The organism is Labrys sp. KB_33_2, from assembly GCF_052114505.1.
Taxonomy (GTDB): domain Bacteria; phylum Pseudomonadota; class Alphaproteobacteria; order Rhizobiales; family Labraceae; genus Labrys.
Map to the genome: position 1 here is coordinate 206,132 of NZ_JBFREW010000013.1, position 19,209 is coordinate 225,340.

Sequence of the window (19,209 nt, forward strand, 5' to 3'; positions counted from 1 at the left end):
TTCGGGCGGCTTTTCTTTTGAGGAAGCCATGCCAGCGGTCAGTGAGCGCCAGCGGAAAGCCATGTTCGCCGCCGCTGAGGGCAGGTCCACGCTCGGCATCCCCAAAGGCGTCGGCGAGGAATTCATCGGTGAAGACGGTGCCCCACAGGCGGCCGGCATCGTCTTTGTCGCCCCTGACGGTGATGTCCTGCTGTTGCGGCGGTCATCGACAGAGACGAACTGGGCCGGTCATTGGGCACTCCCTGGTGGCAAGGCCGATGGCGACGAGACGCCAGAGGAAGCCGCGCAGCGCGAATCCGACGAGGAAATCGGCAAGACCCCCGAGGGGCCGATGCGGCTACTCGATCGCCGTATGACGCCCAACGGCTTCATTTTCTCGACCTTCGCAAAGCCGGTCGAAGAGAAATTCATCCCCGAGCTAAACAGCGAGCATAGTGGTTTCGCCTGGGCGCCGCTGTCGATGTTGCCGAGGCCGCTTCACCCCGCTGTCGAAGAAATTCTCCTCGCGCTCTTGAGCATCGACGAGGGAGATGGGCTGGGGTCGCCTGACAATCTCGCCACGGCGTGCGCCAATTTCGCCGCGTGGGCCCGTGACTATGTCGGGGCCCAGGACAGTATCGCCCTGGATCGCGCCACCGTGCGCACGATCGACGCTGACGGTCACCTCCACGTCGAGCGGACCCCGATCAGCAAGGCGGTGGTGAACCCCTACTACGGGCGCGAGATCCCCGACTTCGAACGCCTCGGCCTCGATCCGGAGCGGATCTATCGGCTCTATCGGCATCCCGACGAACTGGCGCGCGCCGCTGGCAGCTTCGAGGGTAAGCCTCTCCTAATCCAGCATAAGCCCGTCAATGCCGATGAGCACCCGAAGGAGCTCACTGTCGGCACCATCGGCTCGCCGGTCAATTTCGATCCGCCTTACCTGACAGCTCCGCTGACGATCTGGGAAGGCGATGCAATCGACCTGGTGCAGTCCAAGAAGCAGCGCGAGTTGTCGTGCGGCTACCGCTATCGCCCGGACATGACACCGGGATCGACGCCCGAGGGTGAGCCCTACGACGGCGTGATGAGAGACATCGGGGGCAACCATCTTGCCCTCGTTGAACAGGGTCGCGCTGGCCCGGACGTGCTTGTGCACGACAGCGCAATAACCCCACCTCCCATGGAGAAAGACGACATGGCCCTCAAGCCTGTTTTGACGCGCAAGGGGGCCGTGGCCCAGAGCGCGCTCATGGTCTACCTGCGGCCGAAACTGGCCCAGGATGCCAAGATCGATCTGAAGCCGATCCTCGCCGGCCTCACGTCGAAGAACTTCGCCGACAAGCGCGGCAGCATCATCGAGGGCGTCAAGAAGGCGATCGCCGGCAAGCTCGCCGCCGACGCCAAGCTCGATGACATGAGCATCGCGCTCGACATCGCCCAGGACGACATGGATCCGCGCGGCGAGGATGAGGATCCCGACGAGGACAAGGACAAGAAGGGCAAAGCCGAGGACGAGTCGGAGGAGGACGACGACAAGGCCAAGAAGCCGGCCAAGGACAAAGGCGCCAAGGACAAGGAAGCCTGCGACGAGGACGACGGTGCCGAGGACGAAGACGACGACGATGACAAGGAGGAGAAGGTCAGCAAGTCCGCCATGGACGCTGCAATCCGCTCCGCCACCACCGACGCCGTCGAACGCGTCCGCCAGCAGGCTCGCGATCTCCGGACCGCTGAGCAGGAAGTTCGTCCCTATGTCGGCGAGATCGCCGTGGCCTGCGACAGCGCCGAGGACGTCTATCGTCACGCCCTGAAGGCGATGAAGGTCGACATCGCCGGTGTGCCGGCGGTCGCCCTTCGCCCGCTGCTCAAGGCCCTCCCGGTGCCGAAGACCAGCGCTCCCTCCCTCCCCGCCATGGATGCCGCCGCCGAGGACGCTTATGCCAAGCGCTTCCCGAACGCCGGCCGCCTGAAATAAGGATCCTCGCTGATGCCTTTCCAGACGCAGGTCAACCTCACCCAGGCGCCCGCCGTTGCCGGCCAGTTCGCCTCGGTCAATCCGCGCCATTCGGCGCTCACCGTGGAAGGCGGCTTCGTCGCCGGCGCAAGCGGTGTCACCGTCGGGCTCTTCGCCTGGGCCGCCAACGACGCCAACAGCGTTCCGCGGCTGCTCAACAACACCGGCGCCGGTCTTCCCACTGGCTTCGTCGCCCGCACCGAACAGGCCCTCATCACCGGCTATCTCGGTGAAGCAGGAAACCTGATCCCGGCTGGCTTCCCCGTCGGCGATATCTTCAGCGGCGGCGACTTCTGGGTGAAGAACGCCGGTGCCGGAGCTGTCACCGTCGGTCTTAAGGCGTTCGCCAAGACCGCCGACGGTACGATCTCCTTCGCCGCGGCGGGAGCCACCGTCGCCGGCAGCGTCGAGACCAAGTTCTATGCGGCCACCGCTGGTGCCGCAGGTGAACTGGTCAAGATGACCGACACCATCTAACCCCGAGGGGCAAATCCAACATGCAGAACGTAGATTTTGCCCGCCTTCAGCGGGAATGGGGCATTGTCCTCATGGCGCAGGACTGGCTGCCCGACGCCTACAAGCGTGATTACCAGATCGCCCTGGACGCCCAGCCGGCTCTTGCCGTCGGTACTGGCTCCAGCGGCTTCCCGGCCCTCTTCACGACCTATGTCGATCCCGAGGTCGTCCGAGTGCTGCAGGCCCCCAACAAGGGCGCCGAAATCCTCGGTGAGCGCAAGGAAGGCGACTGGACGACCCAGACCGCCATGTTCCTGGTGGTCGAGAACTCCGGCGAGGTCTCCAGCTACGGCGACCAGAATACCAACGGTATGTCCGACGCCAACGCGACCTTCCCGCAGCGGCAGTCCTACCTGTTCCAGACCCATATCGAATACGGGGAACTGGAAGAGGAGCGGATGGCCAAGGTCAAGCTGAACTGGGTCTCCGAGAAGCAGATGTCGGCCGCGCTGACGCTGTCGAAGTTCCAGGACTACACCTATCACAACGGTGTGGCCGGCCTGCAGAACTACGGCCTGCTGAACGATCCGTCCCTTTCGGCACCGTTGACCCCGTCGACGAAGGCGGCCGGTGGCGTCACCTGGATCACGGCAGGCGGTTTCATCAACGGCACCGCCAACGAGATCTTCGCCGACATCCAGGCGATGTTCATCAAGCTGACGCAGCAGACCCAAGGTCGTGTCGAAGCCACCGATGCCATCACGCTGGCGCTCTCGCCGGCGGCCGCGGTCGCGCTGACCGCGACCAACTCGTTCGGCATCACGGTCTACGACATGCTGGCGAAGAGCTTCCCCAGCCTCAAGGTGAAGACCTCGCCGCGGTATGCCACCGGCGCCGGCCAGGTCGTCCAGATGATCGCCGACAAGTTCGACGGTCACGACACCGGCTTCTGCGCCTTCAACGAGAAGTCGCGCGATCACACCCTGATCCCGACCGGCTCGGCTTGGCGCCAGAAGAAGACTGGGGGCACCTGGGGTGCGATCATCCGCTACCCGGTCGCCATTTCCCAGATGCTGGGGGTTTGAGCATGGAAGAAATGGTCTTCGTGGGCTGCCGCCTCCCCCATGGCCTGGTGCTTCAGCACCAGGAGAGGCGCATTGAGCAGGAGCCCGGAATCGGGGGCACCAACAAGAAGGTCGACCGCTGGTACAAGATTGGTCAAGCCGTCACCCTTAAGGGATGGGCCCACCACAGCGACAAGGCACCCACCACCCTCATCGTCAACGGGTTCGCGATCACCCGCGTCAATGCCGAGTTCATGAAGAAGTGGATGGAGCAGAACGAACTGCACCCTGCAGTGACTTCTGGCAACCTCATCATCATGGCCTCGGTCGACGACGCAAAGCGGGAAACCGCAGGTCGTGACAAGGAGCGTGTCGGCTTTGAGCCCCACGATCCGAAGAACGTGATCCCCGAGTTCAAGCGGCAAAACATCGAGACGGCCGTAATGGCCTGATCTTTCGAGGCAAACATGAGCGACCCAGTCCCTTTCGTTTATCAGGACTGGGCCGCTGCCTATCCTGAGTTTTCCAACGTCACCGAACCACAGATCACGGCGCGCATCCTGCCCCTCGCGCGGCAGGTCATCGCCGGTTTCATTGGTTGCGTCAGCGATCCTCAGGAACAGACCAATTTTCTCTGGCTGATGGTCGCCCACCTCAGCCAGCTCAATTTCGGCACGGCTGCCAGCCCGGCAACCGGCCTCGTCGGCCGCATCGCCAGCGCCACCGAGGGCAGCGTCTCAGTCCAGTTGGACTTCCAGTCCACCCAAAATCAGGCCTGGTACGTCCAGACCTCCTACGGCGCGCTGTTCTGGCAACTGGCGCGCCCCTATTGGCTCGGAGGCTTCAGCTTCCCCGCCCCTGCCCCGACGCCTTTCCCCTATCGATAACGAAGGAGCCCAGTCGATGGATATCGACGTGATGGCAATGAAGATCCGCGATCTTATGCTCGCGAACCAGTTGATGGGCGTCCAGATCGGTGAGCTGCTTGAGTTCAAGGCCGACGCTGAACGTCGCCTCGTAGCGCTCGAGCCTGAGAAGCCGGCTGCAGAGCACGAGCCGATCGAGGTGCATCAGCCAGACGAGAATGCCTCTGAAGTCCCGCCCGCCGAACCTCCCGCTGGTGAGCCCCAAGAAGCCCACGAGGGCTATCCCGCTCCTACCCCAGCGGATAATCCCGCCGAGGCCAGCCCTGACGCGCCGCAGGCCACCGAGCAGCCCTGATGGTCAAGATCAAGGGCGGCGACAAGTTGGAAGCTGCCCTTGCCAAGATCGCCAAGAACGTCACCAAGGCGGCGGCGGTTGATGTCGGGTTCCTTGAGAACGCGACCTATCCTGACGGGACGTCCGTCGCATTGGTGGCGGCACTGAACGAATTCGGGCACGGCACGACGCCTCCTCGCCCGTTCTTCCGCGGCATGATCCAGGAGAAGAGCCCGGAATGGCCGAAGGCGATCGCGACGCAGCTCAAGGAAACTGAGTACGACGCAGCGAAGACTTTGGGCCGCGTGGGTGAAGGGATCAAAGGGCAGCTGCAACAGGCCATCGCCGATTATGTCGGCCCTACCCTTTCGCCGATCACGGTCGCGAAGAAGGGCAACGACAAGCAACTCGTCGACACCGGCCATATGATGCGCAGCGCTGATTATCGGGTGAAGACATGAATTTGCACGGCCTCGTCGCCCCAGCGATCGGCATCGTGAATCCATTCGTCTCGGCAACCGTCCGGCGCTCTTCCGGCTATACGGTACAGCCTGACGGCAACCGGGTCCCCACCTACACCGAGTTTCCGGCCCGGGTGCAGGTCCAAGCTCTTACCTATACCGATATCACCAGGCTGGATTCTCAGAACATCCAGGGCGTCAGGCGCGCGATTTACCTCAATGGCGCCGTTATGGGCATCGTCCGTGTCGACGAGCGCGGCGGTGATCTCATCGTCTTTCCCGCCGGAACCCTCCCTGAGGGCAATATCTGGCTTGCCGCCCATGTGCTCGAGGCGTGGCCGGATTGGTGCAAGGTCGCCATTACTCTGCAGAATGGAAGCTGACCCGTGTCCCTGGTTGCCGCGCCGACGCAGTCCAACATCTTCGTTGCGCTGCGCTCGTTCCTGATTGCCGTTCTTCCGCCTGACGTCGAGGTCGTGCAAGGCCAGGACAACCGGGTGCCGGAGCCGCAGGGCGAAGATTACGTCCTGATGGTGCCGATCCTACGGAGCCGGCTCTCGACGAACATCCACACCCCGCATGACGTCAGCTTCATCGGCTCGATCGCAGGCACGGCGCTTACTGTCACGGAAATGACCTTGGGCTCGATCGAGGTCGGCCAGACCCTATTCGGTATCGACATCGTTCCTGGCACCACGATCACCGCCCTCGGCACTGGAACCGGCGGCATCGGCACCTATACGGTCTCCCTGGCCCAGACAGTCGCCGCTGGCGCGCTGGCAAGCGGCTCCGAAGCGATCATGCAGCCGACGCAGGTGACGATACAGCTCGACGTCCACGGCCCCAACAGCGGCGACAACGCTCAGACGATCTCGACCCTGATGCGGGATCCTGTCGGTGTCGACTTGTTCGCGGCCTCAGGATTCGACATCGCGCCGCTCTTTGCCGACGACCCGAAGCAGATGCCGTTCGTCAATGGCGAGCAGCAATGGGAATGGCGCTGGATCGTTGATGCCGTTCTTCAAGTCAACGCTTCGCTGACCGTGCCGCAGCAATTCGCCGAGAGCGTCAGCGTCAGCACCCAGAACGTCCAGGCCGATTTCCCCGCCTGAGCCCCGTCAATACACCGAACCTCAAACCGAAAGGGTAGGTCATGACGACCATTCCCGCGAGCCAACTCGTTCGCGTAATCCCGAATGTCCTCAGCGCAGGCGGTGCAGCCCTCGTCATGAACGGGTTGCTACTGACCCAGAGCCCACGAGTGCCGATCGGCGAGGTCCTGTCGTTCCCGAACGATGGTGTCTCCGTCGCCAACTATTTCGGCCTCTCCTCGCAGGAGGCGGCCCTAGCCACGACCTATTTCGGGGGATTCAACGGTTCCACGAAGAAGCCCGCATCGATCCTGTTCGCCCAGTATAACTCGTCGGCCGTTCCGGCGTTGCTCCGCGGCGGCCCGGCGAACAAGCTGACGCTGGCCCAGTTGCAGGGCATCAGCGGCTCTCTGCAGGTCGTTGTCGACGGCTATCCCCGCTCGGCCGCGATCGTGGATCTCGCCACCGCTACCAGCTTCAGCGCTGCAGCCGCCTTGATCGAGCAGGACCTCAACGCCAACCTGTCGAACGTCGCATCGGTCACCGGGGCGATTGCAGCTGCGACCGCGGCCTTCACTGGCTCGATCGCCGGCAACGTCCTCACCGTCACAGGCATGACCTCGGGGACGATCGTCCCGGGCGCCGTCCTCGCCGGTACCGGCGTCATCAACGGCACCCAGATCACATCGCAGATCAACGGTACACCCGGCGGCATCGGCGACTATGCGGTCTCAGCGGCCCAGGCCGTGAACAACGTCGCGTTCACGGCGACCTATGGCCTCCTGACAGTCACTGCTGTTGCTTCTGGCACCCTGTCGGTCGGGCAGGTTCTGTCCGGCACCGGCGTCACTGCCGGAACCTTGATCACTGGCCTCGGCACTGGTGAAGGCCTTCTCGGCACCTATTACGTCCAGAAGACGCAGACGGTCGCCAGCGGCACGATCACCGCTGCACCGGCGCCGGTCGATGTCAGCTTTGACTCAGTCGGCGGCGGCTTTGTCATCGCTTCCGGAATCACTGGGGCGGCGTCCTCGATCGCCTTCGCCACCGGCACGGCTGCAGCCCCTCTCTATCTGACGCAGGCGACGGGCGCCAACCCGTCGCAGGGTGCAGCCGCGGCGGAGCCCGGGCCCTTCATGACGAGGCTCACCCAAGTCACTCAGAACTGGGCGACCTTCATGACGACATTCGATCCTGATGGGGGCAACGGCAACGCTCAGAAGCTCAAGTTCTCGACCTGGACCAATGGCCAGGATGAGCGCTGGGCTTATGTTGCCTGGGATACCGACATCACCCCGACCGAAAGCGCCAATGCTGCGAGTTCGCTCGGCGCTCTGGTGTTCGGTGCGAAGATGGACGGCACCTGCCTGGTCTGGAGCCCGACCGACGGGCCGAACAAGGCCGCCTTCGTCTGCGGCGCCGCCGCCTCAATCGACTTCGAAGCGACCAATGGCCGGATTACCTTCGCCTTCCGAGGCCAGGACGGCCTTGTCGCCGATGTCACCGACGCCACGGTAGCCAGCAATCTGATCGCCAACGGCTACAACTTCTACGGCGCCTATGCGACGGCGAACCAGCAGTTCCTGATGCTCCAGCCCGGGCAGATCTCGGGCCGGTTCGAATGGCTGGACAGCTACGTTAATCAGATCTGGCTGAACAATGCTCTCCAGCTGGCCCTGGTGGAGCTCCTCGTGAACGTCAATTCGGTGCCCTACAACGTCCAGGGCTACGAGCTGATCAAGGTCGCCTGCATGGATCCAGTCGATGCGGGTCTGAACTTCGGTGCGATCCGCTCCGGCGTCACGCTCTCCAAGGCCCAGGCTGCGGAGATCAACAACACCGTCGGCCAGAGGGTCGACGAGTTGCTCTCGACCCAGGGTTGGTATCTCCAGGTCAAGGACGCCGCCCCTCAGACCCGACAGGCCCGCCAAACGCCGCCCTGCAACTTCTTTTATATGGACGGCCAGAGCGTTCAAGCCATTGTTTTGAATAGCGTTTTGGTTCAGTAAGCCTCAACCTGAAAATTCGGAGACCTTTCAATGGCTACGCTTACTGGCGCCAGCTGCATCATCACGATTGCGATTCCGGGGCTGTTCAACAGCCCCGTCACGCTCCAAGGCTTCGCCGCTGATGATGTTTTCGACGCCGATACCCAAGAGATCGCGGAAACGACCATGGGCGTCGACGGCATCCTGTCCGGCGGCTTCGTCCATGTCCCGGTCAAACAGACGATCGCACTGCAGGCGGACTCGGCATCGAACCTGATTTTCGAGACCTGGGCGGCGCAGCAGAAGGCCACCTTGGACACCTATACCGCCAACGGCACCTCGAACATCGTGTCGACTGGCCGGTCCTATGTGATGAACAAGGGGTTTCTGACCTCGTTCCCCTCCATTCCTGCAGTGAAGAAGCTGCTCCAGCCCAGGCGCTACACCATCACCTGGCAGGGCATCCGGGCGGTCCCGAACTAAGCGGAGATGAGCTTTGCGCAAGACTAGTGATGTGACCATCACGGAAGACGGCCGTGATCAGGGCAAGACCTTCCAGATCCGAGAGATGTCGGCGCTCAAGGCGGAGCGCTGGGCGATGCGGGCACTGATCGCTGTCGGAAAGTCCGGGGTTGATCTGCCAGAGGGCTTTGCGTCCGGCGGCATGCGGTCTCTGGCAATCGTCGGGGTCCAGGCTATCATGCGTATGGACTTCGCGGATGCGGAACCTTTGCTCGACGAGATGCTCGATTGCATTTGCGTGAAGCCCGATCCGAAACGGCCGGAGGTCGTCCGCCCTCTCATGGTCGACGAGGATATCGAGGAAGTATCGACGCTGCTGCGGCTGCGCCAGGAGGTTCTGGAGCTGCACACCAGTTTTTTCTCGAAAGGGAGGACCTCGGAACCGACTTCTCCGGCGCCCTCGACGGACCCGAGCTCCTCGAATACCCAAACCTTCCCGCGTCCATCGGTGGACTTCTCTCGCACTCCGCCAACAAGACGGCCGCGCTGATCGATCTCCAGGAGCGCCTGTCAGTTGAGGACGTCTACGACCTCCTCGAGGTGTTGAGCATCGATGCTCACAATCGCCTTGCCATCGCCAGGTACCAGGAAAAACAGAGGGAATGACCCGTGCCCACCTTGATCGATAGCCTCGTCGTCGAACTCGGTCTCGATCCGAGCGAGTTCACGAAGGGCCAGAAAAAGGCGGCAGAATCCTTCCTGAAGACCAAGGATGAGGCTGTCAAATCGTCCAAGGCGATCGAGGAATCGGGTCGTAAGGCCGCCGACGGCATCAAGAAGATCGCCGTTGAAGCCCTGGCACTGTTCGCCATCTTCACCGGCACCAAGAGCATCACGAAATTCGTTTCGGATCTCATGAGCGCCGATGCCGCGCTGGGTCGCTTCAGCCGCACAGTCGGCATGGCCCCTCAGTATGTCGGCGCGATCGGCAAAGTCGTCGGTGAAGTCGGTGGAACGGCTGAGGCGACCGCCGGCACGATCGATGGCCTATCGAATTCTCTGACCCGCTTCCGGACCGCCAACGGCGATCTGCCGCAAGAGTTCTGGCAGCTCCGGGCCATGGTCGGCGGAAAGATCGATCCGCGCGGCTCCATGGTCGATTTCCTCGACCAACTCGCTGCGGCTCTGCAGAAGGTCGAGAGGACCGACCCGCAAAAAGCCGCGATGTATGCCCGCGCCCTGAGCATCGATCCCGGCACCTATCAGCTCATGCTGAAATACGGCCAGGAGCTGTCGAAGGTCATCGGCCTCCGCAAGGACCTGGCGCCGTCGAACCAGGATATCGAGAACGCCCAGAAGTTCCAGGAAGCCTGGAACAACATCTATCAGTCGGTCAGAAATCTCATCGAGAAGGGCGTCAGGGCGATCGAGCCCGCGCTAACCCCGGTCGTCAACAAGATGACCGAGTGGGTCCAGGCCAACAAAGAACTGCTCAGCGATAAGATCGTCGAGTATGCGAAAGGGTTTGTGGCAGTCCTGAAGTCCATTGCCGAGAATGCGGATCTCGCTGTCCGGGCAATCGAAGAGCTGAACAGGCTGACGGGTCAGACGCCGGCAGCCAAAGATGGTACCGCCAATGATGGTCGCGACGAGGCTCATGCCGCAACCAGTCGCGACGCTGTGCAGGATGGCGGCTACTGGCGCGATTCCACGGGCGTATACAAGAAAGGCTCCTTCTTTCGGGATCGCGCCGATTACGCCTATGGCAACATCATGGGCGGCCGCGCGACAGGTGGCTCCGTCACCGGCGGGCAGGCCTACATGGTCGGCGAGCGAGGACCCGAACCCTTCATCCCAAACACAACCGGCACGATCATCCCGCATGACCGGCTTGGCGGAAACCTGTCTGTCGATGGCCGGCCGATCAACCGCGGCAACCCGATGCCGGTCACCTTGGCGAATAACCAAGGCGGCGGTGAAAATTGGCTTCAGACCCTGGGCAAATGGCTCGGGTTTGGTGGCAATAGCGGGTCGTCGGGCGGCAGCGGAGCAACCAGTGGCGGCGGAGGCTTCTTCGGCGCGGTTGGCAAGGCTGTGAAGGGTGTGCTCGGCGGCAGTGGTAGTGATGCCGGCTATAGCCCAGCACCTGGAAAACCGGGGCAATATCGCCCGGTCTATAAGCTCGGCGATGCGGATCTCAGCGACGAGGTGGTCAATGTGATCAACGGCGAGGCCACCTCCTCGAAACTGAGCACCGATGCCGTGATCAACAATATGTTCAATCGCCTTGGCACTCGCGCCTATGGCCCAAGCGGGAACTTACGCCAAGTAGCGTTGGCGCCGGGGCAATATGCTGCGAGTCCAAATCGAAAGACCGCAGCGGCTCGCGCAGCCTTCATCAGAGATCGCATTCGTGCAATCGCCTCTGGAGAAGTGCCGGACGTCACGACTGGAGCCAACGAGTATCGTGCCAGCTGGTACAATGGGCCTTGGGGTCGGAAACACGCCAGTTCGCCGGTGATCGGGGGCAATCGGTTCGCCTACAATCCCAAGGTGGCACCCGGGCCCTATGCTCCGTATGCCCGCCCCAACCTGGGACTCGCTGGCGGGGATGGTGTTCTGTCGGGGGCTAAGGGCGCGGCTATCGCCGGGGGCAGCACGACGAACGACAACCGCAAGACGTCGACCTCGTCGAGTAGCTCTAGCACCACAATCGGGAAGATCGAGATCCATACCCAGGCCAAGGATGCCAACGGCATCGCTGCCAGCCTGCATGACTCGATCCGGCGCAACGCAACGGCCTCAGCCGCCAACAACGGACCGAACTGAAGATGGCATTCCCGGTAAATGTTCCAAATGCGCCGGGAGTGCCCTCTGTCGTGTTCGCCGGTACGGCCGGCGCGGCGCTTAACCTAATCACCAGCGACATCGCCTCGATCTTTGGCGGCCTGCTGGGGTTCTCGCAATGGGGGATCTACTTCTTCGGCTTTCCCCTCGTCCTAGCCGACAATGTCGTTGCTTTTGAATTCCGCAACGAGTGGACGATCGGAGATTACCCAGTCGAGCGCGGCAGCTTCGAAAGTTACGACAAGGTTGCCAGCCCATTCCTGGCAAGGGTGAGGTTTTCGGCTGGCGGCTCGGAAAGTGACAGGGCCGCTTTTCTCGCCTCGATCGAGGCCATCGCCGGCGACCTCAATCTCTATGACGTCGTGACTCCGGAGAAGGTCTACACCAGCTGCAACATCAATCACTACGACTATCGCCGAAGTGCGGATTCGGGCGCCGGCCTGCTAACCGTTGATGTCTGGCTGACCGAAATCCGGCAGACGGCCACGATGAACGCGCAGAACGCTCAGGATCCTGGTGCCTCTTCACAGGTGAACGGCGGCGCGGTCCAGCCATCTGCGCCTACACCGGCACAATCTGCCACGGCACCCAGCTTTGAGAACTATTCGCCTACAGCTGTAGGTCAAACTCCGCGCGGAGATAATTGAGGCACCGATGCAGATCGTCCCTTTGCAGTCGGTGCCGAACCAGGCGATCTCCATCCTGCTTGGTGGCCAGAACTGCCAGATCAATGTCTATACCAAGGCTGGCGGCCTCTACCTCGATCTCTATGTCGATAACGTCCTGGTCGTTGGTGGTGTCGCCTGCCAAAACCTGAACAGGATCGTGCGATCGACTTATCTCGGTTTTATCGGAGATCTCGGCTTCATCGATAATCAGGGGTCATCAAATCCAACTTATGACGGGTTGGGTTCCCGATTCAGCTTGGCTTATCTGGAAGCGGCAGATTTACCCTCCGCCTAATTATCCCAAGTTATCTTTCCGGAACCTTGATCAGAATTAATGACGAGCTCGATAGGATTGCATTTGACCAGAACTGACCATCGGTCTCCAAATTTAAGTCTCGCGCCTGTTTCACCAGCCGGCGAGGAAATCTGGCAGTTTCCTCGATTGATGCTGATCGACTGAATTGCCAACTTGTCCGACTTCGCCACAAACGTCAGCCTCCAGATGCCCTCACTGAAGGGCGCTTTAAGCACGCTGACATAATTCTCAGATTGATCTCGGTTAGTGGGCGCGGCCTGAGTGTCTGCCTGGATGGATGCTTCATTCTCCGTGGAAATTTGCTTTTTTCCGAACGCAACTAGACCCGAGGGCTCCATCCTGAACAGGTACTCATATGTACCTTTGTCTTCACCGATCGTCCCGGTAGCTACGAGTAAGCTGCTGGTCGCTTTATACTGAAACCGATCAACAAAGGTTGCGTCGCCAGCACTGGATTCGACCGATGGCAGGAAAGATACCTGACCGGTCCGAATGTTGACCACAACACCAGTTTCGCAACCAGTGCCGCACCCCCAGGTTTGAAGCGAGTATTCACCGCTGAAATTTATTGGCTTCTTGCTGGCGTCTCGAATTCTAGTTCGGAAGAGAACGGCATCTTTACCCGTAAAATCCGGTTTCGCGTGGGGGCCATTATATATCGACCCAACCGGATAACGATTGAACTCCGGGTCGGCATAAGCCGCTCCTCCGCTCAATATGAATACTGCTGCAGCAAGCAAGTAACGCATTGTCGTTCCTTTCGACCGCATCCTCTCACGCGCCCATCGGAAGTCAACGACCATCCCCGCCGATCTCGGTGGAGCATTTTCCTTTTGAGGCGTCCGAATGACCTTCAGCCAGAAGCTGATCAACGTCCAGTTCCAGCTGGCGTCGGGATCGTTCGGAAAGAATGGCGACAACACCGCAACGATCACCGGCCATCGCGTCTCCTTCACCTGCGAATACCAGGGCGGCTTTAGCCAAAGCCAGGCCGCGATATCGATCTGGGGACTGCCGCTTAGCGTGATGAACCAGCTGTCGACTGTGGGAAAAAACTTCTCCCAGCGGCTCAACAACAAGATCGCGGTGTTCGCCGGCGAGAGCCAGGATGCAATGTCCGTGGTTTTCGAGGGCCAGATCATCACTGCCTTCGTCGATGCCGAGGGTATGCCTGACGTCGCGTTTCGAGTCCTGGCACAGCCCGGAGGCTATAACGCGGTGAAGCCAGCCAAGCCGATCAGCGTCAAGGGCTCTGCGAATGCTGCCGACCTGGTGAAACAGATCGCCGGCCAGCTCGGCCTTGGCTTCGAGAACACTGGCGTCGATGCCAAGCTGTCGAACCCGTATTTCGCAGGATCGCCGTGGACCCAGCTGCAGCAACTCGCGAGACATGGCGGGTTCTTCTGGACGGTCGAGTGCGGAAAGCTCGCCATTGTAAAGCCGGGACAGTCCAGAAAGAACAGTGAGGTCCTCATCTCGCCGCAAACCGGCATGGTGGGATATCCGGCGTTCTCGCAACAGGCAGTCATCGTCAAGGCGCTCTTCAATCCGGCGGTGAAACACTATTCGAAGGTCAAGATCCAGAGCGATCTCACCTCGGCGTGCGGCGAATGGCAGGTCAGGAAGTATGTCCTCGAGCTCGAATCCATGATCCCGCAGGGGCGCTGGTTCATGACCCTTGAATGTCTCCCCGGAGATGCCCCTGCAGGTGTCGCATGAGTGGAAAACCGGAAGGATTTTTCGGCCAGCAGGGCGCTGCGGCGGACACATCCGATAGCAACGCAGCCGAATTCCAAATCCAGCAGGCTCTGTTGAAGGTCCGTACAACGGTGCCGGTCAAGATCATCACCGTGCATGGTGGCGGTACCGGTGGAGCTCCGGCGACGGTCGATGTGCAACCGATCGTCAATCAGATCGATGGCCAGGGCAACAAGACCGACCATGGCATCATCTATGGCATTCCCACGACGAGGAGCCAGAGCGGAAGCGCCGGCATCGTCATGGACCCGTCTGTTGGCGATATCGGCGTCATGTCGATTGCCGATCGCGACATCTCTTCGCTGAAGTCGAACAAGGGCGGTCAGTCCAACCCCGGCTCATTCCGGACCCATGATCTCGCTGATGGGATCTACACCCATACGATCCTCAGTGCCCAAGCCCTGACAAAGTTCATCCACCTGAGCGGCGACGGGATCTCGATGCAGGACGAGCACGGCAACAAGGTTTCCTCGAGCGGCGGCGGATGGAACTTCAACGGCGTCGTGATCGACAGTTCCGGCAACATCTCAACCCCGGGCGGCATCACTGCAGGCGCCGGGGGTGGTGACAGCGTCACCCTGCAGCAGCATCGTCACGCCGGCAGCCCGCCGCCGGATCCTGGAACCTGAGGGAGGCAGACATTCGCACTTTGCTTCTCGATACCGAGACCTGGGATCTCGCGGCCGATACGGCAGGCAACATCGCCGTGGCAGGCGAGCCCTATTCCCTCGCCCAGGATGCCGCCAGCGCAATCCGCCTGTTCCTCAACGAGCTCTATTACGACACCTCGCAGGGTATCCCCTACTTCGAGCAAGTTCTCGGTAGGCGGCCGCCGATCTCACTGATGAAGGCCCATTTCAATCGCCAAGCCATGTCGGTTCCCGGCGTGGTCAAGGCACAAAGCTTCATTACCGACTGGACGGACCGCAAGGTCAGCGGACAGGTCCAGGTCTGGGATGCGAACGGCAACGCCTCCGCCGCAGGATTCTGAACCCATGACAGTGCAGACCAATGTGCCGGTCCCGCAATGGACCGACAAAGGGTTCATCGTGCCCGCGACCGCCGATATCCTTACCGGGGTCCAGGCAGACATCAATGCCGCGTTCGGCGGCAACCTCAATTTCACCACCAACGATGGTTCCACGACGAACCCGACGCCTCAGGGACAGCTTGCCGCCTCGGAAACCGCAGTCATCGACAACGCCAATGCGCTGTTTCTTCGGACGACGCAGCAAGTCGATCCGGCCTTCGCTGAAGGGCGCATGCAGGATGCCATTGCTCGCATCTACTTCATTGAGCGAAACCCGGCACAGCCAACCGTCGTGCAGGCGTTGTGTACGGGCCTTCCTGGCGTTGTCATTCCGCCCGGCGCACTTGCCCTTGCCGCTGACGGAAACCGCTATATTTGCACGGCTGGAGGCACAATCGCGCTCTCCGGGAACGTCACTCTGCAGTTCGAATGCTTGGCGGTTGGGCCGATCCCGTGCTCCGCCGATTCTCTGAACCAGATCTACCGGGCCATTCCCGGTTGGGACTCGATCTCCAATCCGGCAGATGGGGTGCTCGGAAACGATGTCGAAAGCCGTTCAGCATTCGAAGCCCGGCGCGCGCAGTCCGTCGCCCTGAACTCCCTCGGCAGCCTGCCCTCCGTCCTTGGCGCAGTCCTGAACGTGCCAAATGTCATCGACGCCTACGTGACCGAAAATGTCTCCAACTCGGTGCAGACGATCGGCGGCGTCTCGCTTTATCCGAACTCGCTCTACGTTGCTGTGGTCGGCGGCGACTCCAATGCTATCGCCAAGGCCATTTGGTCGAAGAAGGCTCCGGGCTGCGCCTACAACGGCAACACGACGGTGCAGGTGCAGGACACCAGCGTGGGATATGTCCCGCCCTATCCGACCTATCCGGTGTCGTTCCAGATCCCCGCTCCGCTGCCAATCTACTTCGCCGTCAAACTCAGCAGTGGGCCGCAAGTCCCCGCCGATGCTGCCACTCAGGTCCAGAATGCAATCATCGCGGCCTTTGGCGGTGAGGATGGCGGTATCAGAGCCAAGATCGGCACGAAGATCTATGCCAGCCGGTTCTATTCGGCAGTCGCGGCTTTGGGTTCCTGGGTCCAGATCGTCTCGATCGAGATCGGCACAAGTGCGCTCGATGCGACGCATTTCGAGGTCGGGGTGAACATCAACCAGATCCCGGTCGTCTCGGCGGCCAACATCAACGTGGCATTGAGCTGATCGATGACAGACACGGGACCCGACTATCCCAGGCCCCCCGCGGCGGGGTCCAATGGGATCGGGCAGTTCATCATTGGCGTCAGTCCGATCGGGGATATTCCGTCGTTCGACGTCTGGAAGACGGTCATTTCGCAGTATGCGAACAGCCCGATCCTGACCCGCCTCATCGAGAACATCGCCGCTTATATCGACCCAACGAAGAACCTCGATCTCTTCTTCGACTACATCTGGAACGTGGCAACGGCCCAGGACTATGGGCTCGACGTCTGGGGGCGCATCGTTGGTGTCCGTCGCATCCTGCAGGTCCAGACCGGCGACTGGTTCGGCTTCGGTGAGGCGCTGCCAGGATCGGAACCCTTTGGCCAGGCAGCGTTCTATTCAGGCACTCCGCTGACCAGTAACTATTCGCTGTCGGATGAGTCCTATCGCCTGCTGATCATGACCAAGGCGGCGGCGAACATCACCGATGGTTCGATCCCCTCAATCAACCGGATCCTGATGTCTCTCTTCCCTCATCGAGGGAATTGCTACGTCACCGACGGCACCCCGCCCGGTGATTGGTTCGGTTTCGAGGAATCGCGCAACGCCCACGGTTTCAACCAGGCGCCGTTTTACGGCGGCCAGGCCGTCCCCACGATGGTGATGACCTACACCTTCGAATTCGACCTCACGCCTGTCGAACTCGCGATCGTCCAGCAATCCGGCGTCTTGCCGAAACCCACCGGCGTCTTCGCCTCGGTCGTCGTGCCCAACTGAGAGCCATCCATGAAGTATAATCAGATCCCGGCGAAGTTCCCCATTCCGTGGGGATTCAATGCCGGCGGCGGCTTCATCAACCCTATCCCGACGCCCTCGCAGACCGCCATCAACCCCGGCCGGGCGTCGCTCACGGATGGCTTCCCGCCCCTAAATTTCCAGCCCGTTGGTGCCGGCGGCGTCCCGCCATTCGGCCAGGATATGAACGGTATCCTGAACCAGATCACCATGTGGAATCGCTGGCAGGCGGCAGGCGGCCAAGCCCGGTTCGATGCAGCCTTTGCCGCCGCGATCGGCGGTTATCCAATGAGCGCGATGCTGGCGGGTAGCACCTCCGGCACGGTCTGGCTCAACACTGTAGACGACAACGTCACCGATCCGGAGGGCGTCAGCCCGGCCGGCTGGATCAATCTGGCGACACAATCGGCATCGATCAGTGTCGGCACCGACACCGGCGGCGCCAATGTCCTGACCGCCAATGTCAGCCCGGCGCCAACCGCTTATTTGAATGGGGCGATCTTCATCGTCCAGAAGATCGGCACCGCCAACAACGGCGCTATGGTGGGCAATATCCAGTCACTTGGACAGCGCCCTATCGTCGGCCCCAATGGCGCCCCGCTCACCCCAGGCCAGTATCCGGCGAGCCACAACGGCATCCTGATCTATCTGACGGCTCTGTCGTCGCTGCTGCTGCTCAATCCAGCCTCGGCAGCCGATCCCAGCACGGTCCAGCCGGGCACGATCGAGTTCTATACCGGCGTTGTCCCTCCCACCGGGCGTATCAAGGCAAACGGCGCTTCGCTGAGCCGCACAACCTATGCCGCTCTGTGGTCATTCGCCCAGGTCAGCGGCAATCTCGCCGGCTCGCAAGGACTAAAGACGGTTGGCCAGTTCGGCCCCGGCGACGGCTCCACGACCTTCACCATTCCTGATCTCAGAGGATACTTCCTTCGCGCCTTCGATGATGCCGCCGGTATCGATCCGGGCCGGGCGTTTGGAAGCACACAGGGCGACGCATTCGCCAGCCATATCCATTTCTCCTGGGATCAGAGCGGCGGAAACGTCTGGAACACGAATGTCAGCAACATCACCGTCGGCCCGACGGTACCGGGCCGATTGCTCGGTGCTGGCGTTGCAGGCGTTGCCAATGGCCCATCCATGACGACAACGGCAACTGGCGGCACCGAAACCAGGCCGAAGAACGTCAGTCTTCTGGCCTGCATAAAAATCTGAGGCATACATGCAGATCTGGAACTATGAAGCCAGTACCGGCGCGCTCGTCGGTCCTGGGATGGCCGATCCATGCCCGATTGAGGCAGGAAACTTCCTCATCCCGGCGAACGCGACGACTGCCCCCCCGCCGGAGTTCGACCCGGAAACCGAGACCTGCATCTTCGCCGATGGCTCATGGTCGCTTCTCCCGTTGCCTGAGCAGGCCTCGTCGCCAAAGCCGGACCTCGCCGCCCTGGCAAACGAGGCAGTTCTCATTGTCCAGGCGATCTGCGCAGGGATCCTGCAGCAGATCTATCCTGACCCAGTCCGGCAGGCGGCCATGCAGACGGCTGCGGCCATCGTGGGATGTAATGCCGGCCAAGCCCCGTCATCTGGCCCACTGGCAGACAAATTCGAGGTCATCGCCAAGCTCTACATTAAGGGCAACGGAGCCAAGGATACTTTCTGCAGGATTCTCGTCGCTCTCCAGGGCGCCACGATCGATCTGAACATCGCGCTGGTGACGGCCGAAAACTCGATCGCCTCGGCCAAGAAGCCTGCGCAGCTCAAGGCGGCGCTCGATGGCTTCCAGTCCTCGATCGCGGCCATTGTCTCCGCCATCAACGACACGTCACTTCCCGCGGCTGTCGTGGCCCCCGGCCAGATCTCGATCCCCGGCATCAACGCATAGAGA

At 61.4% G+C, this 19,209-nt stretch carries 23 protein-coding genes; 22 read left to right on the forward strand and 1 reads right to left on the reverse strand.

All coding sequences use genetic code 11. The annotated features are described in order from the left end of the window. Positions 1–28 precede the first annotated feature (28 nt). The 15 genes from AB4037_RS23365 (at position 29) to AB4037_RS23435 (ending at position 12,531) form a co-directional block, all read left to right on the forward strand. Positions 29–1,960, forward strand: a complete 1,932-nt coding sequence (locus AB4037_RS23365) for a DUF2213 domain-containing protein (RefSeq protein ID WP_441773130.1) — start codon at positions 29–31, stop codon at positions 1,958–1,960. 12 nt (positions 1,961–1,972) lie between these two features. After that, positions 1,973–2,476, forward strand: coding sequence for a structural cement protein Gp24 (locus AB4037_RS23370; protein ID WP_441773131.1), 504 nt, complete (start codon positions 1,973–1,975; stop codon positions 2,474–2,476). 20 nt (positions 2,477–2,496) lie between these two features. Then, the gene (locus AB4037_RS23375; protein WP_441773132.1) at positions 2,497–3,540 is read left to right on the forward strand and encodes a hypothetical protein; all 1,044 of its coding nucleotides are present in this window, start codon (positions 2,497–2,499) and stop codon (positions 3,538–3,540) included. Between the two features lie 2 nt (positions 3,541–3,542). Further along, positions 3,543–3,971 (forward strand): hypothetical protein, encoded by a 429-nt coding sequence (locus tag AB4037_RS23380; RefSeq protein ID WP_441773133.1) that lies wholly within the window; start codon positions 3,543–3,545, stop codon positions 3,969–3,971. A gap of 15 nt (positions 3,972–3,986) precedes the next feature. Next, a complete protein-coding gene (locus AB4037_RS23385) occupies positions 3,987–4,406 on the forward strand; it encodes a DUF4054 domain-containing protein (RefSeq protein WP_441773134.1) in 420 nt (139 codons plus the stop codon). 16 nt (positions 4,407–4,422) lie between these two features. Then, a complete protein-coding gene (locus tag AB4037_RS23390; protein WP_441773135.1) occupies positions 4,423–4,740 on the forward strand; it encodes a hypothetical protein in 318 nt (105 codons plus the stop codon). Beyond that, positions 4,740–5,180, forward strand: a complete 441-nt coding sequence (locus tag AB4037_RS23395; protein ID WP_441773136.1) for a hypothetical protein — start codon at positions 4,740–4,742, stop codon at positions 5,178–5,180. The genes AB4037_RS23390 and AB4037_RS23395 overlap by 1 nt, the downstream gene beginning before the upstream one ends. Continuing rightward, the gene (locus AB4037_RS23400; RefSeq protein WP_441773137.1) at positions 5,177–5,563 is read left to right on the forward strand and encodes a hypothetical protein; all 387 of its coding nucleotides are present in this window, start codon (positions 5,177–5,179) and stop codon (positions 5,561–5,563) included. Before AB4037_RS23395 ends, AB4037_RS23400 begins: the two co-directional genes overlap by 4 nt. 3 nt (positions 5,564–5,566) lie before the next feature. Then, complete coding sequence (locus AB4037_RS23405; RefSeq protein ID WP_441773138.1) at positions 5,567–6,292, forward strand: phage neck terminator protein; 726 nt, start codon at positions 5,567–5,569, stop codon at positions 6,290–6,292. Positions 6,293–6,333: 41 nt separating this feature from the next. Beyond that, on the forward strand, positions 6,334–8,280 hold the full coding sequence (locus tag AB4037_RS23410; protein WP_441773139.1) for a DUF3383 domain-containing protein: 1,947 nt from the start codon (positions 6,334–6,336) through the stop codon (positions 8,278–8,280). A gap of 30 nt (positions 8,281–8,310) precedes the next feature. Continuing rightward, entirely contained in the window at positions 8,311–8,742 is a 432-nt protein-coding gene (locus tag AB4037_RS23415) for a phage tail fiber protein (RefSeq protein WP_441773140.1), read from the forward strand. 13 nt (positions 8,743–8,755) lie between these two features. Beyond that, on the forward strand, positions 8,756–9,271 hold the full coding sequence (locus AB4037_RS23420) for a hypothetical protein (protein ID WP_441773141.1): 516 nt from the start codon (positions 8,756–8,758) through the stop codon (positions 9,269–9,271). Positions 9,272–9,390: 119 nt separating this feature from the next. Then, on the forward strand, positions 9,391–11,550 hold the full coding sequence (locus AB4037_RS23425) for a hypothetical protein (RefSeq protein WP_441773142.1): 2,160 nt from the start codon (positions 9,391–9,393) through the stop codon (positions 11,548–11,550). 50 nt (positions 11,551–11,600) lie between these two features. Beyond that, positions 11,601–12,215, forward strand: a complete 615-nt coding sequence (locus AB4037_RS23430) for a hypothetical protein (protein WP_441773143.1) — start codon at positions 11,601–11,603, stop codon at positions 12,213–12,215. A 7-nt stretch (positions 12,216–12,222) separates the two neighbouring features. Continuing rightward, positions 12,223–12,531: a phage baseplate plug family protein gene (locus AB4037_RS23435; protein ID WP_441773144.1), complete on the forward strand. Its 309-nt coding sequence runs from the start codon at positions 12,223–12,225 to the stop codon at positions 12,529–12,531. Here AB4037_RS23435 and AB4037_RS23440 read toward each other — a convergent pair. Continuing rightward, entirely contained in the window at positions 12,528–13,301 is a 774-nt protein-coding gene (locus AB4037_RS23440; RefSeq protein WP_441773145.1) for a hypothetical protein, read from the reverse strand. The two genes, AB4037_RS23435 and AB4037_RS23440, sit on opposite strands and share 4 nt — an antisense overlap. Before the next feature lie 97 nt (positions 13,302–13,398). Between AB4037_RS23440 and AB4037_RS23445 the strand changes: the two genes are divergently transcribed. The 7 genes from AB4037_RS23445 to AB4037_RS23475 all read left to right on the forward strand — a co-directional run bounded on the left by AB4037_RS23445 (position 13,399) and on the right by AB4037_RS23475 (position 19,206). Continuing rightward, on the forward strand, positions 13,399–14,271 hold the full coding sequence (locus AB4037_RS23445) for a baseplate hub protein (protein WP_441773146.1): 873 nt from the start codon (positions 13,399–13,401) through the stop codon (positions 14,269–14,271). 92 nt (positions 14,272–14,363) lie between these two features. Beyond that, a complete protein-coding gene (locus tag AB4037_RS23450) occupies positions 14,364–14,939 on the forward strand; it encodes a hypothetical protein (protein WP_441773147.1) in 576 nt (191 codons plus the stop codon). Positions 14,940–14,959: 20 nt separating this feature from the next. Then, positions 14,960–15,301, forward strand: a complete 342-nt coding sequence (locus tag AB4037_RS23455) for a hypothetical protein (protein WP_441773148.1) — start codon at positions 14,960–14,962, stop codon at positions 15,299–15,301. 4 nt (positions 15,302–15,305) lie between these two features. After that, positions 15,306–16,547: a baseplate J/gp47 family protein gene (locus tag AB4037_RS23460; protein WP_441773149.1), complete on the forward strand. Its 1,242-nt coding sequence runs from the start codon at positions 15,306–15,308 to the stop codon at positions 16,545–16,547. Positions 16,548–16,550: 3 nt separating this feature from the next. Continuing rightward, entirely contained in the window at positions 16,551–17,303 is a 753-nt protein-coding gene (locus AB4037_RS23465) for a DUF2612 domain-containing protein (protein ID WP_441773150.1), read from the forward strand. Positions 17,304–17,312: 9 nt separating this feature from the next. Next, entirely contained in the window at positions 17,313–18,536 is a 1,224-nt protein-coding gene (locus tag AB4037_RS23470) for a phage tail protein (protein WP_441773151.1), read from the forward strand. Positions 18,537–18,543: 7 nt separating this feature from the next. Then, on the forward strand, positions 18,544–19,206 hold the full coding sequence (locus AB4037_RS23475) for a hypothetical protein (RefSeq protein WP_434956185.1): 663 nt from the start codon (positions 18,544–18,546) through the stop codon (positions 19,204–19,206). Positions 19,207–19,209 lie beyond the last annotated feature (3 nt).

Bases quoted from the DNA above. Each gene is read 5' to 3' on its own strand.
- AB4037_RS23470 (WP_441773151.1), top strand. From the start codon at position 17,313: ATGAAGTATAATCAGATCCCGGCGAAGTTCCCCATTCCGTGGGGATTC.
- AB4037_RS23465 (WP_441773150.1), top strand. From the start codon at position 16,551: ATGACAGACACGGGACCCGACTATCCCAGGCCCCCCGCGGCGGGGTCC.
- AB4037_RS23445 (WP_441773146.1), top strand. From the start codon at position 13,399: ATGACCTTCAGCCAGAAGCTGATCAACGTCCAGTTCCAGCTGGCGTCG.
- AB4037_RS23415 (WP_441773140.1), top strand. From the start codon at position 8,311: ATGGCTACGCTTACTGGCGCCAGCTGCATCATCACGATTGCGATTCCG.
- AB4037_RS23370 (WP_441773131.1), top strand. From the start codon at position 1,973: ATGCCTTTCCAGACGCAGGTCAACCTCACCCAGGCGCCCGCCGTTGCC.
- AB4037_RS23460 (WP_441773149.1), top strand. From the start codon at position 15,306: ATGACAGTGCAGACCAATGTGCCGGTCCCGCAATGGACCGACAAAGGG.
- AB4037_RS23380 (WP_441773133.1), top strand. From the start codon at position 3,543: ATGGAAGAAATGGTCTTCGTGGGCTGCCGCCTCCCCCATGGCCTGGTG.
- AB4037_RS23440 (WP_441773145.1), bottom strand. From the start codon at position 13,301: ATGCGTTACTTGCTTGCTGCAGCAGTATTCATATTGAGCGGAGGAGCG.
- AB4037_RS23365 (WP_441773130.1), top strand. From the start codon at position 29: ATGCCAGCGGTCAGTGAGCGCCAGCGGAAAGCCATGTTCGCCGCCGCT.
- AB4037_RS23385 (WP_441773134.1), top strand. From the start codon at position 3,987: ATGAGCGACCCAGTCCCTTTCGTTTATCAGGACTGGGCCGCTGCCTAT.
- AB4037_RS23375 (WP_441773132.1), top strand. From the start codon at position 2,497: ATGCAGAACGTAGATTTTGCCCGCCTTCAGCGGGAATGGGGCATTGTC.
- AB4037_RS23395 (WP_441773136.1), top strand. From the start codon at position 4,740: ATGGTCAAGATCAAGGGCGGCGACAAGTTGGAAGCTGCCCTTGCCAAG.
- AB4037_RS23475 (WP_434956185.1), top strand. From the start codon at position 18,544: ATGCAGATCTGGAACTATGAAGCCAGTACCGGCGCGCTCGTCGGTCCT.
- AB4037_RS23435 (WP_441773144.1), top strand. From the start codon at position 12,223: ATGCAGATCGTCCCTTTGCAGTCGGTGCCGAACCAGGCGATCTCCATC.
- AB4037_RS23400 (WP_441773137.1), top strand. From the start codon at position 5,177: ATGAATTTGCACGGCCTCGTCGCCCCAGCGATCGGCATCGTGAATCCA.
- AB4037_RS23410 (WP_441773139.1), top strand. From the start codon at position 6,334: ATGACGACCATTCCCGCGAGCCAACTCGTTCGCGTAATCCCGAATGTC.
- AB4037_RS23390 (WP_441773135.1), top strand. From the start codon at position 4,423: ATGGATATCGACGTGATGGCAATGAAGATCCGCGATCTTATGCTCGCG.